This window comes from Neorhizobium fuzhouense (assembly GCF_042611105.1).
In the GTDB taxonomy this organism is placed as follows: domain Bacteria; phylum Pseudomonadota; class Alphaproteobacteria; order Rhizobiales; family Rhizobiaceae; genus Neorhizobium; species Neorhizobium galegae_A.
In genome coordinates, this window is sequence record NZ_JBHFFP010000004.1 from 189112 (window position 1) to 203428 (window position 14317).

At 60.9% G+C, this 14317-nt stretch carries 13 protein-coding genes; 3 read left to right on the forward strand and 10 right to left on the reverse strand.

The window, feature by feature from the left end; genetic code table 11:
* The coding region (locus tag ACEXP3_RS09595) for a hypothetical protein (RefSeq protein WP_377297053.1) at positions 1-221 on the forward strand (221 nt) is incomplete at its 5' end.
* 206 nt (positions 222-427) lie between these two features.
* Here the strand turns inward: ACEXP3_RS09595 and ACEXP3_RS09600 are convergent.
* The 3 genes from ACEXP3_RS09600 to ACEXP3_RS09610 are packed head-to-tail and all read right to left on the reverse strand — an operon-like array spanning position 428 to position 6242.
* Complete coding sequence (locus ACEXP3_RS09600) at positions 428-3514, reverse strand: efflux RND transporter permease subunit (protein WP_377297054.1); 3087 nt, start codon at positions 3512-3514, stop codon at positions 428-430.
* Between the two features lie 10 nt (positions 3515-3524).
* Positions 3525-4649, reverse strand: a complete 1125-nt coding sequence (locus tag ACEXP3_RS09605; RefSeq protein ID WP_377297055.1) for an efflux RND transporter periplasmic adaptor subunit — start codon at positions 4647-4649, stop codon at positions 3525-3527.
* 39 nt (positions 4650-4688) lie between these two features.
* Positions 4689-6242, reverse strand: coding sequence for an efflux transporter outer membrane subunit (locus ACEXP3_RS09610; protein ID WP_377297056.1), 1554 nt, complete (start codon positions 6240-6242; stop codon positions 4689-4691).
* A 114-nt stretch (positions 6243-6356) separates the two neighbouring features.
* Between ACEXP3_RS09610 and ACEXP3_RS09615 the strand changes: the two genes are divergently transcribed.
* Together ACEXP3_RS09615 and ACEXP3_RS09620 are read left to right on the forward strand one after the other, a co-directional pair.
* Positions 6357-7046 carry a TetR/AcrR family transcriptional regulator gene (locus ACEXP3_RS09615; RefSeq protein ID WP_377297057.1) on the forward strand — a complete coding sequence of 230 codons (690 nt, stop codon included), beginning with the start codon at positions 6357-6359 and terminating at the stop codon, positions 7044-7046.
* A 146-nt stretch (positions 7047-7192) separates the two neighbouring features.
* Complete coding sequence (locus ACEXP3_RS09620; RefSeq protein ID WP_377297058.1) at positions 7193-7459, forward strand: WGR domain-containing protein; 267 nt, start codon at positions 7193-7195, stop codon at positions 7457-7459.
* 14 nt (positions 7460-7473) lie between these two features.
* Here the strand turns inward: ACEXP3_RS09620 and ACEXP3_RS09625 are convergent, their stop codons facing one another.
* The 7 genes from ACEXP3_RS09625 to ACEXP3_RS09655 are packed head-to-tail and all read right to left on the reverse strand — an operon-like array spanning position 7474 to position 14257.
* A complete protein-coding gene (locus tag ACEXP3_RS09625) occupies positions 7474-8451 on the reverse strand; it encodes a sugar kinase (RefSeq protein WP_377297059.1) in 978 nt (325 codons plus the stop codon).
* A 2-nt stretch (positions 8452-8453) separates the two neighbouring features.
* Positions 8454-9515 (reverse strand): ABC transporter ATP-binding protein, encoded by a 1062-nt coding sequence (locus ACEXP3_RS09630; protein ID WP_377297060.1) that lies wholly within the window; start codon positions 9513-9515, stop codon positions 8454-8456.
* 37 nt (positions 9516-9552) lie between these two features.
* Positions 9553-10374 (reverse strand): carbohydrate ABC transporter permease, encoded by an 822-nt coding sequence (locus ACEXP3_RS09635; RefSeq protein WP_377297061.1) that lies wholly within the window; start codon positions 10372-10374, stop codon positions 9553-9555.
* Positions 10374-11312 carry a carbohydrate ABC transporter permease gene (locus tag ACEXP3_RS09640; RefSeq protein ID WP_377297062.1) on the reverse strand — a complete coding sequence of 313 codons (939 nt, stop codon included), beginning with the start codon at positions 11310-11312 and terminating at the stop codon, positions 10374-10376. The genes ACEXP3_RS09635 and ACEXP3_RS09640 overlap by 1 nt, the downstream gene beginning before the upstream one ends.
* The gene (locus ACEXP3_RS09645; RefSeq protein WP_377297063.1) at positions 11312-12643 is read right to left on the reverse strand and encodes an ABC transporter substrate-binding protein; all 1332 of its coding nucleotides are present in this window, start codon (positions 12641-12643) and stop codon (positions 11312-11314) included. The genes ACEXP3_RS09640 and ACEXP3_RS09645 overlap by 1 nt, the downstream gene beginning before the upstream one ends.
* Before the next feature lie 47 nt (positions 12644-12690).
* Positions 12691-13350, reverse strand: a complete 660-nt coding sequence (locus tag ACEXP3_RS09650) for a GntR family transcriptional regulator (protein WP_210106583.1) — start codon at positions 13348-13350, stop codon at positions 12691-12693.
* Positions 13351-13372: 22 nt separating this feature from the next.
* Complete coding sequence (locus ACEXP3_RS09655; RefSeq protein WP_377297065.1) at positions 13373-14257, reverse strand: dihydrodipicolinate synthase family protein; 885 nt, start codon at positions 14255-14257, stop codon at positions 13373-13375.
* Between the last annotated feature and the right edge of the window lie 60 nt (positions 14258-14317).

Consider the following 14317-nt stretch of genomic DNA (forward strand, 5'->3'; position numbering starts at 1 on the left):
CTCTCCTTTGGCAGGAAGCCTATATTAGCGTTCATGGACCCGATGCCCTGGATATAACGGTTTTGAGGCCTTTGTTGCCTCTTAAGCGTTATTATCTGCGATTCGGCAATTGGAACAAGGCGCTTACCGGCGATGGGGTGTTGATAGCGCCACAAGTTTTGCGCCGGCCCTCGGTGAATCAGCGTTTAAACGAACCTTACCAATGTGTTGACGGGATTTAGAAAATCGCGCCCTGGCGCGCTCTATCCACTGCCTGATTGAAGCAAGGGCGGCAAAATCGGCTGCGTCGAGGGAAATGAGGCTCCCAAATGCCCTCGTTTCCCCCGACTCACCCGTTGCCGATTCTGCGAAGAGCGGCATAGGCGCAACCTTAAGCGGTCGACGCGAATGGCCCCCGAACATTACTGTCCGGAGGCCATTGGCATCCTCAGGAATGCTCGGGCACGGCCGCGGGCATAGTCTCCGGTTCGGTGCTGGCGACACCGCCCTTGGCAATCAGCACATAGGCCGCCGGCACGACAAAGAGCGTAAATAGCGTGCCGATGGACAGGCCCGAAGCGATGACGAGGCCCATGTTGAAGCGCGACGCAGCACCGGCGCCGGACGCGGTGATCAGTGGAATGACACCAAGCACCATGGCAGCGGTGGTCATCAGGATCGGACGCAGGCGGATTTCAGCCGCTTCGACAATGGCCTGCCGCTTCGACTTGCCGGCGTTGCGATGCTCGTTGGCCACTTCCACCATCAGGATGCCGTGCTTGCTGACGAGCCCCATCAATGTGACCAGCCCCACCTGCGTGTAGATATTGATGCTGGCGCCACCGAGGCCAAGGCTGATGAAGATCAGCGCACCGGCAAGCGACATCGGCACTGAGACGAGGATCACGATCGGATCGCGGAAGCTGTTGAACAGGGCAGCCAGCGACAGGAAGATAATGATCAGCGCGAAGGCAAAGGTCGTGACGAAGCCGCCGCCTTCCTGCTCCAGCTGGCGCGACTGGCCGCCGTAATCCACCGAATAGCCGGGCGGCAGAGTGTCGGCCGCCAGCTGCTTCAGCGTCTGCAGCGCATCGCCCATGGCCACACCCGGCATGGCCACGCCGGAAATGGTGGCGGAGTTGACCTGCTGGAAGTGATTGTAGGACTGCGGCGAGACCTTGGTCTCGATATGGGCGATGGTGGAGAGCGGGATGCTGCTGCCGTCGCTTGCCTTGATGTAATAGTTCAGCACATCCTTGGCGTTGAGGCGGGACATCTGCTGAACCTGCGGGATCACCTTGTAGGACCGGCCGTCGAGGCTGAAATAACCCGTGTAGCCGCCGCCCAGCATGGTGGCGAGCGAGCTGCCGACATCCGACATGCTCAAACCAAGCTCGGATGCCTTCTCGCGGTCGAACACGACACGCGATTCCGGCTGGTCGAACTTCAGGTCATTGTCGAGGAAGATGAACTTGCCGGTCTTCAACGCTGCCGCGATGAAGGCGCCGGAGACATCATTCAGCTGCGGGAAATCGTTGGTGGTGGTCAGCACGAACTGGATCGGCAGACCGTTGCTGCCGGGAAGCGGCGAGGTCTGGAAGGCGACGGTGCGCACGCCGCTGATCTGGTTGAACTCCTGCTGCACCTGTGGCTGCAGCATCTTGGTGGTCTTTTCCCGCTGATCCCACGGCTTCAGCACCCAGCCGAGAATGGACTGGCCGGGGGCGTCGATCTGGAAGACCAGATTTGTTTCCGGTTTCGGCTTCAGCACGTCATAAACCTGCTGCGAGTAGAACTGCCTCTGCTTCAGCGTCGAGGTCGGGGATGCCGTGGTCAGGCCCAGAATAACGCCCTGGTCTTCTTCCGGCGCAAGCTCGCTGGTGGAGGAGGCATAGAGCCAATAGATGCTGCCGAGCACGATGAGCGCAAAGACGACCACCACCGACAGCGTGTTCAACGTGCCCTCCAGCGCCCGGCGATAACCGCGGCTCAACCTCTCCATGAAATGGTCGATGGCATGAACGATGCGCGCTTCCATCGTCGTGCCGTGCTTGGGAATAGGCTTCAGCAGGTTTGCGCAGGTCATCGGTGACAGCGTCAGCGCAATGACGGCCGAGACGGTGACGGCACCGGCGAGCGTAAAGGCAAATTCCGTAAAGAGAGCGCCGGTGAGCCCACCCTGGAAGCCGACCGGGACGTAAACAGCAATCAGCACCACCGTCATGGCGATGATCGGGCTTGCCAGATCCCGGGCCGCCTGGAGCGCCGCATTAAAGGGCGACATCCCTTCTTCCATATGCCGGTTGACCCCTTCGACGACGATGATCGCGTCATCGACCACCAGGCCGATGGCCAGAACCAGTGCCAGCAGCGTCAGAAGATTGATCGAAAAGCCCATCAGCAGCATCAGGCCGAACGTCCCGATGAGCGACAGCGGAATGGCAACGATGGGGATGAGAACCGACCGCCAGGATCCGAGGAAGGCAAAGACCACGATGGTGACGATCACGCCCGCTTCGAGAAGCGTGTGGATCACCTCGTCGATCGAGCTGTTGACGAAGGCGGTGGAGTCGTAAATCACCGTGCCCGTCAGGCCGGCCGGCAGCTGCGCCTGAATATCGGGCAGCACCGCTTTCACGCCATTGATCACATCGAGAAGGTTGGCGGTTGGTGCGACCTGGATGCCCACATAGATGGCCGACTGGCCGTTGAAACTCGTGACGCTGTCGTAATCGTCGCTTCCGAGAGTAACATTGGCAACATCCTTCAGGCGGATGATGGCACTGTTGGTCTGCTTGACGACGAGGTTCTTGTACTCGTCGAGCGAATGCAGGTTGGTCGAGGAGGAAAGATTGACCTGAACGAGCTCCCCCTTGGTCGTGCCAAGACCGGAGATGTAATCGTTGCTGGTCAGTGCCGTGGAGACTTCGGAAGCACTGAGCCCATAGGCGGCGAGTTTCACCGGATCGATCCAGGCCCGCAGCGCAAACTTCTTGGCACCGAGCAGTTCGGCCGTCTGGACGCCCTTCACCGATTGCAGCTTCGGCTGCACCACACGGGTCAGGTAGTCGGTCACCTGGTTGGGCGCCAGCACATCGCTCTTGAACCCGATATACATGGAATCGATGGTCTGCCCGACCGACAGCGTCAGCACCGGCTGCTGCGCATTGCTCGGCAGCTGGTTGATCACCGAATTGACCTTGGTGTTGATTTCCGTCAGCGCCTTGCCGGAATCATAGTTGAGGCGAAGGTTGACGGTAATCGTGCTCGTGCCGGTCTTGCTGGTCGACGTCATGTAGTCGATGCCGTTGGCCTGCGCGATGGCATTTTCCAGCGGTGTCGTGATGAAGCCAGCAATGATGTCGGCGTCGGCGCCCGAATAGGTGGTGGTCACCGTCACCGTGGCGTTCTGGGTGCGGGGATATTGCAGGATGGAAAGCGACGTCATCGACTTCAGGCCGAGGACGAGAATAAGCGCGCTCACCACCAGCGCCAGAACGGGCCGGCGCACGAAGATATCCGTGAAGCTTTTCATGGGAGCTGTCCTATTGATCCGTGATCGCAGGCGCGTCTTGGGCTGGCGGTACGTGGCTGTTGTCGACCTTGACGGGCGTTCCGTTTCGAAGCTTGATCTGCCCCGCGATGACCACGCTATCGCCCGGCTGCACGCCATCGACGACCGCGACATTGTCACCGCGCACACTGCCGGTTTTCACAAAAACCTGGCGGACGACATCCTGCGGCTGATCGCTCTTGCTCTTGTCGCCGACGATGAAGACACTGTCGCCATAAGGATTGTAGACGATGGAGGTTTGCGGCAGCGTGACAAGCTGCTGCACCGAGCCCACGGCAATAACAACACGGCTGAACATGCCGGGCAGAAGCGCGCCATCGGAATTCTGGATGGTGGCGCGAACAAGCACGTTGCGCGTCGTGGTGTCCACCTTCGGATTGATCGCCGAGATCTCGCCCTTGAAGACGCGGCCCGGATAGACGTCGACCGAGGTATTGACCTCCTGGCCCACCTTCAGCTGGCTAAGCGCCTGCTGCGGCAGGTAGACGTCGACATAGAGCGGGTCGAGCGACTGGAGGGTGACGACCGTGGTGCCGGCCGTCAGATACTGGCCAAGATCGACCGAGCGGATGCCGAGACGGCCGCCGAAGGGAGCGGTCAGCGTCTTCTGCGCCACCACGGCCTTCTGCTGGTCGACCAGCGCCTGGGCATTGCGCACATTGGCCGTATCGCTGTCGACGGTGGCCTGGCTGACAGCCTTGATCAGCTGCTGCGCCTTGTCGCGCTGCAGGGTGATGACATAGTTATCCAGCGTTGCCTGAAGCGAGGCAAGCTTTGCAACGTCTTCCTCTGCCGCCAGTTGCAGAAGCGTCTGCCCCGCGGTCACGGTATCGCCGGACTTGAAGCTGATATTCTTGACGATACCGGACACTTCCAGTGCCAGATCGGCACCATTGGCAGCCTTCAGCGTGCCGACGGCATCGAGTTCGTACTGCCAGTCGGTGCGGGCGGCAATCGCGGTCGAGACGGTCTGCGGCGGATTGCTCATGCTCGCCATGACCTGCTTGATGATGCCGGACTTGAAGTTCTGGAACCAGTAGAGCCCGCCAAAGACAGCGCCGGTGGCAAGCAGCATGATCACCATTCGCTTGATCATCGCGTTTGGACCTTCTTCTTCTAAAATACTGTTGAACGATTATCGGGAGGAGATCTGGTCCGGCCCGGCAAACCGGCCCGGCTTGACACGGGGCTGCGACTGCTCGGTCTCGTCCTGCCGGTTCCACCAGCCTCCACCCAGCGACTGGTAGAGCGCGACGGTATCGGTGTAGCGGGTGGCCTGGGCCTTCACGCGAGAGATCACCGCGTTCTGATAGGTCTGCTGCGCGCTGGAGACGGTCGGATAGTCGACGGCACCAGTCTTGTACTGTTCCTCGGCCATGGTCAGGCTTGCCTTGGCTGCCTTTTCCGCCTCCGTCTGGGCCTGCAGCGCCTTTGCATCGTACTGGATCGCCCGCAGGCTGTTGGCGACATCCTGGAAGGCGGTGATGACCGTGCTCTTGTACTTGGCAAGATCCTGCTCGAAGGTCGCGACGCTCGCTTCCTTCGTGTGAAACAACGATCCACCGTCAAGCAGCTTTTGTGTCACCGAGCCTGCGACACTCCAGGCGATGGAATTGGCCGAGAAGAGATCGGACGGCGTCCCGGCGGTTGAGGAATAGCTGCCGCTGAGGCTGATCTGCGGCAGCATGTTGGCAATCGAAACGCCGACGCTTGCGGTCGCTTCATGTAATGTGGCTTCAGCCGCCCGGATATCGGGCCGCTGGCGCACGAGCGCCGACGGCAGGCTGACCGGAAGCGCCTGCGGCAGATGCAGATCGGCAAGCTTGATGCTTTCGCCGCGATCCTGGCTTGGCAGGCGGCCGAGATAGGCCATCAGTTCGTTGCGGGTCTGGGCACGCTGCTTCTGCAGCGAGGGCAGCGTCGCCTCCGTCTGGGCAAGCGTCGATTGCTGCGACAGAACGTCGGAGGCGGGCACGGCGCCGAGGTTGAACTGTTGCTGGATACGCTCCAGCTGTTCCCGCTGCAGCCGGACGATATCCTGGGTGGCTTCAATCTGAGAACTGAGCGAGGCATCGGTGAGCGCGGACGTCACGACATTGGCGGTAAGCGCCAGATAGGTCGCCTCCAGTTCAAAGCGCTGGTATTCCGCAGCCGCCCATTTGGCCTCGATCTGCCGGCGCGTGCCGCCAAAGACATCCAGCGCATAGGACACATCGACCGACGCATTGTGCAGGGTATAGAGGGAGGCAGAGGCGTTGCCGCTGGCGGCCGTGCGTTCTCGCGTCGAAGACGCGCTGGCACTCACCTGGGGAAACAGCCCGCCTTGTTCAGCAAGTGCTGTTTCACGCGCCGCCCTTAGCGCGTATTGTGCTGCCGCGACATCTGGATGGTTGCGGACGGCCTCTTCCACAAAAGCGTTCAGCTGCTTTGACTTGAACAGTGTCCACCAGGCAGGGTTCACATCGGTCCCCACCGCGAAACGCTGCGACTGCCCGCCGGCGGCGGACGCCTGGCTGGTTTTGCCGAGACTGTCACGGGTATAGCCGGTAACGTCAGGCGCATAGGGCACGTGAAAATGGGGTCCGACTGTGCAACCGGAAAGGATGAGAAGGGTTGAAACGGCAATGATGCGATGCGGAACCCACGCAAAGTGTGGGCTTGGCAGGGAAAGGACCGGGGGCTTGACCATGTGCTGCAACCAAATTGAACCGAACCGTTCAGTTCATTTGCGTCAGATTGCAGGCCCATATATCAAAGTCAAGAGTGAACCGAACCGTTCAGTTCGAACGGAGACAAAGCAAGCATGAAAGCTGTCGCGGACAAGCAGGCCCAAGAGGCCGAAATCTCGCCGAAAATCGGGAAAAAAAAGAATGCGAAAGTGCGCCTCATTCTGCAGGCCGCGCGATCAAGTTTTCTCGATCAAGGCTATGATCTGACCAGCATGGACATGATTGCCCAGACGGCCGGCGTCTCGAAGGCGACCGTCTATGCCCATTTCGAGAGCAAGGAAGCCCTGCTTTACGGCCTCATGGAGGAGGAGTTCGAGACCCACAGGCCACCGCCCCTTTGGGACAGGGACCAGCCGGTGACGGATATCGAGGCCGCTTTGCGCGCCATCGCGCGCCGGTTCACCGCGATCTTTCTCAGCGACAAGAAACTCGCCTTCCATCGCCTCATCATGACCAATGCCTCGCGCTTTCCAGCCATTACCGAGATCTTCATGAATGGCGGGCCAAGGCGGGAACAGGCGGAATTGCGCGCCTTCTTCGAAAAGGCCATTTCGGATGGATATTTCCGCATCGACAATATCGATCTTGCGGTGAAGCAGTTTTCGAGCCTCGTGAAGGCCGACCTGCCATTGAACTGGGCATTGTCGATAAAGCCGCCATCGCAGGCCGAGTATGATGCCTTGATCGAAGCCGGCGTTGCCGTCTTTCTGGCCGCCTATGGCACCGGCCTTCGGCATCGCAAGGAAGAACCGACGCGGTCGTGAAACCGGGAATGGCATCGTGGCTTCGGCAGGCTCAGCCCTCAAAGCGTCGTCCGTCTGCAGAATACGTCACCATTATGAATCGGTGAGGCGCAATCGATTCATAAGTCTCGTTGGACGTTACCGGCAGGATGTCCGACTCTTTCGGCATGAGCACACAAACCTACAGTCTTTACGTCGAACGACGGGACGGTGCCCGAAACATGGCACGCTACTACGCGCTGGATATCACCACGACCCTGTTTGGCGACATCTGTCTGATCCGGACCTGGGGGCGCATCGGAAAGAGGGGGCAGTCCAGGCACCACCATTTCGCGAGGCAAGAGGACGCCGTGGACCTGTTTCTCGAGCTCGCCCGCCGAAAAGGCGCGCGGGGCTATCACCTGCCCGCTGACGCAGAAGCGGCACCCGGTTGAGCCGCTGCATGCCGTCAGGCCTGAGCTCCCGCCTCGGCCCGCTCCTGCGCCTGCAGAAGCGCATTTGTCTCCAGCCGGCTTGGCGCGCCCAGGCGTCCGCCGAAAACGGTACATTTGAGGGCGGCAGCGGCGGAAGAGAGGCGAATGGCTTTGCGGGAGGCCATGCCCTCGGCAATAGCAAGCGCAAACGTACCGTGGAAAATGTCGCCCGCCGCCAGCGTATCGACAGCCGTGATCGGAAGTGCCGGTTCAAAGGCGATACCGGACACACCGGGTTCTGCCCAGTAACAGCCGGCCGGCCCCGCCGTCACGGCGATGAAGGTTTGTGGGTACCGCGCGTGCAGGAGAGAGACCATCGCGGCGACATCTTCGGCACCGGTCAGACTTCTGGCGGCCGGCTCCGAAAAGACAATGTGCGTTGCAGCCGGCGCCAGCTTTTCCAGCGTTTCCACCGGTGCAACGTCGCCGTCCAGAATGGCGGGTTTACCCAGGTGGCGTGCCACCGTCAGCACATCGAGCGCCATGGCCGGCCAGCGCACGTCCACAAGCACCGCGTCGAAGGCGGCAAGGTCCTCTGCTGTGCAGGAGCGTTTTGTTGCGTGCAGCTTCTGATCGTAAAAGGGCACGATCAGCCGTTCACCCGCCGCATCGACAAGGATGGTCGACAAGGCCGAGCGGGCGCCATCGACAATCGTCATGCCATCGGTGTCGATGCCGCTCTCGGCAAGCTCCCGCACAATGCGGTAACCTGTCTCGTCATTGCCGACCGCACCCCAGAGGCTCGCGCGACCGCCCATGCAGACCACGGCATAAGCGGCACTCGCCGCCATGCCTTCGGCAATCTGCTCCATGGCATAGGGCAGAACCTTGCCCTCGCCGCGCGGCATCTCGTGCACTCGAAACAGCGTATCGAGCACGGCCGCGCCGACGCACAGCACGCGACCGGGCGGATGGACCGCCCGGATGACGACCGGCTCCACACCCTTCGTCATGATCAGAGACGCCTGCCGGTTTCTGCATCGAACAGATGCATGCTGTTCGGATCGATGGCGATCTGGATGGTATCGCCAAACCGCACGTCGAGCCTTTCGCGAAACAGGCAGGCGATCTCATCGCCGCGGCAGGCAAGCTTGGCATAGATTTCCGAGCCGGTGCCTTCGACCAGTTCCACCCGCCCCTCGATGCCGCCGGACGTCACCGCCCGGATATGTTCCGGCCGGATCCCGCAGACGAGCTTGCGACCGCCTAGCGTTGCAGGGTTTGCCGCAGCCGGCAGCGGCAATGTCAGACCGTTCAGCGTGCGGAACACGCCCTCCTCCACCCGGCCATGGATGAAATTCATCGCAGGCGAGCCGATGAAGCCGGCGACGAAGAGATTGGCCGGGCGATCGTAAAGGTCAAGCGGTGCGCCCACCTGCTCGATAACCCCGTCATGCAGCACCACGATCTTGTCGGCCATGGTCATGGCTTCCACCTGGTCATGGGTGACATAGATGGTGGTGGTGCCGATCCGCTGGTGCAGCGCCTTGATCTCGCCGCGCATCTGCACGCGAAGCTTGGCGTCAAGGTTGGACAGTGGCTCATCGAACAGGAAAACCTGCGGATCGCGCACCAGCGCGCGGCCCATGGCCACACGCTGGCGCTGACCGCCCGAAAGCTGGCGCGGATAGCGGTCCATCAGGCTTTCAAGGCCGAGAATGGAGGCGGCGCGATCCACCTTGACCTTGGTTTCCTCGGCGCTCACCTTCTTCAACTTCAGCGCAAAGCCCATATTGTCCTTGACGGTCATGTGCGGATAAAGCGCGTAGTTCTGAAAAACCATGGCGATATCGCGGTCACGCGCCGGCAGGTTGCTGACCTCCCGCGCACCGATGCGGATTTCGCCGTCGGTCAGTTCCTCAAGCCCCGCAATCATGCGCAACAGGGTGGATTTACCGCAGCCCGACGGACCCACCAGGGCGACGAACTCGCCATCCTTGATGTCGATGTCGATGCCATGAATGACGTTGACTGCGCCAAAGCGCTTCTGGACGTTTGAAATATTGACTGGTGCCATTGTGATGATCCCGTAATGAGCCCTATCGGGCTATGTGTCAGCCGCCCTTGACGGCGCCGGCGGTCAGACCCGCAACAATCTGTTTCTGCGCAAACATGGTGAGCAAGAGCACCGGCAGCGTGACGATCAGGGCTGCCGCCGCAAGCGGTCCCCAGCTGACCTGTTCGAAGGACAGCATGTTGTAGACGGCAACCGGAAGCGTGCGCGTTTCGCGGCTGGCCAGCACGATGCCGAAGACAAAGTTGTTCCAGGAGAAGATCACCGCCAGGATGAAGGATACGACGATGCCGGGCTTGGCAATCGGCAGCGCCACGAGGCGAAACACCTGCCAGGACGAGGCGCCATCGATGCTGGCGGCTTCCTCCAGTTCCTTCGGCGTCGTCTCGAAATAGCCGATCATGATCCACACCACGATCGGAACCGTGACGACGAGATGGATGATGATCTGCGGCCAGAGCGTGCCGAGCAGGTCCAGCCATTGGAACAGCAGGAACAGCGGAATGAGGAAGGAAAGGCCGGGCGTCATGCGGGCGATCATGATGATCACCGCCGATTTTTCAGCCTTCAGCCGGGCAATGCCATAGCCGGCCGGCACCCCGATTACCAGCGCCAGAAGCGTGGCAGCTCCGGTCACCAGGATCGAATTCCAGAAATAGAGGAAGAAATTGTTCTCCTCGAAAACCTTCACATAGTTCGACCAGGCAAACCGTTCCGGAATAAAGATCGGCGGATAGGCACCGTTGTCGATCTCGTATTTGAGCGACAGCGAGATCATCCAGAGGAAGAACAGGATGACCGGCGAAATCATCACGAGCGACACGAAGAACAGGCCGATCCGGTTAAGGGTCTTGCGCTTCATCAGCGTTCCTCCATCTCGGACCAGTTGGCCCTCTGGCGCACCATCAACAGCACGAAGGAAAGCACGATGATGGCGATGAAGAAGACGACGGCCATGGCCGAGCCGTAACCGATGTCGTAATAGGCAAAGGACGTGTTGTAGAGGTAGATATTGATCGTCTCGGAAGCCGTCCCCGGCCCGCCTTGTGTCATCGCATAGATGATGTCGAAGCTTTTCACCGCATCGATGGAGCGGATGATCACCGCAATCATCAGGAAGGGCGCGATCATCGGCATGGTGAGATAACGGAACTTCTGCCAGGCATTGGCGCCGTCGATCTCGGCACTTTCATACGGCTCGCGTGGCACGGCGGCGAGCCCCCCGAGAACGATCAGCATGACGAGCGGCGTCCACTGCCAGGTTTCCACCAGCACCAGCGAGGGGATCACGGTCGACTGGTTGTAGATCCATTCGAGCGGGCCGATGCCGATGAAGGAAAGCAGGTAGTTGAGGACGCCGAGCTGCGGATGAAACATCATCGTCCAGACAAGGGCGATGGCAACCGGGGTTGCCATCATCGGCATGACGAACACGCCGCGCAGGAAGCCGCGCATGGGAAACTCGGCATCGAACACCAGGGCTGCAAGCGTTCCCAGAAACAGCGGCGCCACCACGGACAACACGGTGTAGATCAGCGTGTGCCAGAGAGATTCCCAGAAGCGCCCATCGCCTGCCAGCCGGATATAGTTTTCCAGCCCGATGAAGCTCTGCTCCTGGCCGAGCGTCCAGCGATGCGCGCTCATCCACAGGGTAAATACCCAGGGGAAGACGATCACGGCCGAAATGACGACCAGGGCCGGAATGACGAAGGGCCAGTAGTTGGGAGCAAGCCGCGCGGGCTTGCTCCTCTTGGCGCCGCGCGTGCCGGCCGATGTGTTTTCCATGCTCACGGAGACCATTATCCCTCGCTTCGCGCCAGAACAGGTGCGAACTGTTCCGTCGCCTTCTTCAGTTCTGCCGCCGGATCGGCACCGCCGATCATGTTGGTGAGACCAACGCCGTAGGTGTCGCGGAATTCCGTCACCGGAATGATCACCGGCAGCGCCAGCTGCGACACCTTGCCGGAGCCCACGACCGCATCGAGCCAGGCCGCCGGCATTTTCACGCCTTCGCGCACCTTCTGGTCTTCCAGGATCGACTGGCGGAAGGGAACGCCGGCACCGGCCTGCAGCAGGCGGGCGCCCATGTCATGCGAGATCGCCCACTGGCAGAACAGGTAGGCAGCTTCCTTCTTGGTGCTGGCTTCCACAACGCCGAGGCCATCGCCGAACGTGCCTGCGGCCTGGACGGCCGGACCCTTCGGCATCACGCCATAGCCGACCTTGCCGACGACGCGGGATTTTTCCGGATTCTCGATCGGTGGCGCGAAACCGACGCCATCAAACCACATGCCGATCTTACCCTGCAGGAAGGCCGATTGCGCTTCTGCCCAGTTGAAGCCGGAGACGCCGGGAGGGGCCGCCTTCGTCATCAGGCGCTGGTAGAGCTTGGCGGCCTCCACGGCCTCCTTGCTGTCCGTTGAAAGCTTCCCGTCGGCGCCGATCGGCTTTGCGCCGTATCCGAGCATCAACGAAGTCCAGACCGGCGTATTGGCATTTTTCAGGCCGCGGGCGACGAAACCATAGGTATTGGTCGACGGGTCGGTGATCTTTTCCGCCGCCGTGACCATCTCCTCGAAAGTCTGCGGGTATTTGAGGCCCTTGGCGTCAAACAGTTCCTTGTTCCAGTAGACGATCCAGTAATCCACCGAGAAGGGAAGCGAGCGCAGCACACCGGCTTGATCCTTGGCAAACTGCATCCCGGCTTCGGCAAAATCACTTTCGACGAGCGACGGATCGGTCAGCGAGGGATCCTTGAGGAAGCCACTGATATCGGCCAGCCACTTACCCTTTTCGAACTGGCGCTTCTGCACGTGGTAGCTCAGATGCACGACATCGAAGCTCGGCTTGCCCGAAGACAGCTCGATCACCACCTTCTGGCGCTGCTGCTGCTCGGGCGTTGCCTCCGCGTTGACCTTGATGCCGGTCAGCGCCTCGAATTCGGGCAGATACTTGATCAGCGTCTCGCTGCGCGGGCTCTTGACCAGATTGACTTCCAGCGTGGTGCCGGCGTGCTTCTTCCAGTTGACGGCAGCCGATGCCGGGCGAATGCCCAGAAGGGCACTGCCGCCGATGGCCGTGGTGCCGGCCAGGAACCCACGGCGCGTGGGGTTGAGCCATGAATGCGTCATTCGTTTCTCCTCCTTTGAACCGGGATCTCCTCCCCCGGCTTTGTTTCCTATACGGCCAGCGCCCTGTCCCTCGCATTGCGGATATGGGCCGACAGCCGTTCCACGGCCTCTTCCACCGAGCGTCGCTCGACGGCTTCGAGAATGGCCAGGTGCTCCTTCATCACCGAGGCCACGTGGCCGGCAATGCGGAAACGCTCCTGGTTGATGAGGCGCATCTTGATCGAATTGACCCGGTAGGCGTTCGAGATGATCGAATTGCCGAGCCGGTCGATAAAGGCGTCATGCATGCCCCAGTCGACCGCCTGGGCATGTTCGTCGAGTTCCGGTGACACCTTGCCGCTGGCAGCCGCTTCGGCGATATCGCGGTGATCCTTCAGCAGTTTGGCAATTTCCTCGTCCGACACCGAGAGGGTAAACAGCGCCAGCGCTTCCTTTTCCAGGAACATGCGGAACTGAAAGGCCTCGCGGATGAGATTGAGGTCGATATGGGCAACCTGAAGGCCTCTCTGCGGCACGGTCTTGATCAGCCCGTCCGCCTCGAGCCGCGGGATTGCCTCGCGGATTGCGCCGAGTGGCAGGCCCGTCAACTCGACGAGGCGGCGTTGGGAGATGAACTGGCCGGGGCGAACATCGCGCAACAGAAGATGCTGCGTAAAGCTTTCATACGCACGCTCCCGAAGGCTTGTCTGCTCGCCCGTCTCGTCCATGCTCCCTCTCTCCCGGGCGACCTCAGGCCGCCTTCTGGTGAAACAGCCTGTCGAAGGCCCCTTCGATCCGGCTTTGATCTTCCGCGGAAAGTGAAACCAACGGCGCGCGCACGTCACGCCACACGGCTTCTCCCGTCGTATGGGATAGCAGCACCTTGACGGCAGGCGTTACCGGAAATTTCAAAAGCTCCACAACAAGATCCTCGATCCGCTTGTCGTCGCGTCCTTCGACGGCCATGGCGCGCACATCCTGCGTGAGGAAATTGGCCACGCCGGAGATCGCCCCCTGCCCGCCAAGCCGCACGCCGCGGGCGAGATCGCGCTCGTCACCGATGAGGATGACGAGGTCGCCATGCTCGTTCAGCAGGCGCTCGGTATAGGTCCAGGTCCCACCGGAATCCTTGACGCCGGTCACGATGCCCGGGAAGGCCTTTCGCAGGCGCCCGACGAGCGCCACCGACAGCGCCACCATGGTGACGGACGGGATGTTATAGACGAGGATATCGCGCGCGCCGGCACCGATCTTGGCAAAGACCGCCGAGAACCAGGCAAACAGCCCGTCATCGCTGACATTCTTGAAGTAGGACGGCGGGGCGAGCAGAATGTTGCGCACGCCGGCGGACAGCGCCTGCGCCGCCTGGTCTGCAGCATCCTCGACGGAATCCACCAGCACGCCAACAACGATATTGGAGGGTGCAATTCCGGCCGCGATAAACGCTGCAAGAATGTCCTGGCGTTCACGGCTGCCGACCGAGCAGCCTTCGCCCGTGGTGCCGAACAGGGTGACGCTGTTGCAGCCGTTCGAAAGGCAGCGGCGGGCGTGCGGGATCAGGGCATCGACATCAACCGTACCGTCCGGCGTGAATGGGGTGGTCAGGGCGGCCGAAAGGCCAAATTTCTGTGTCACGTGTGCGGCTCCTCCAACATGGTTGATTGTTGATAGCGCACTGACATGTTAGCTGTAAAT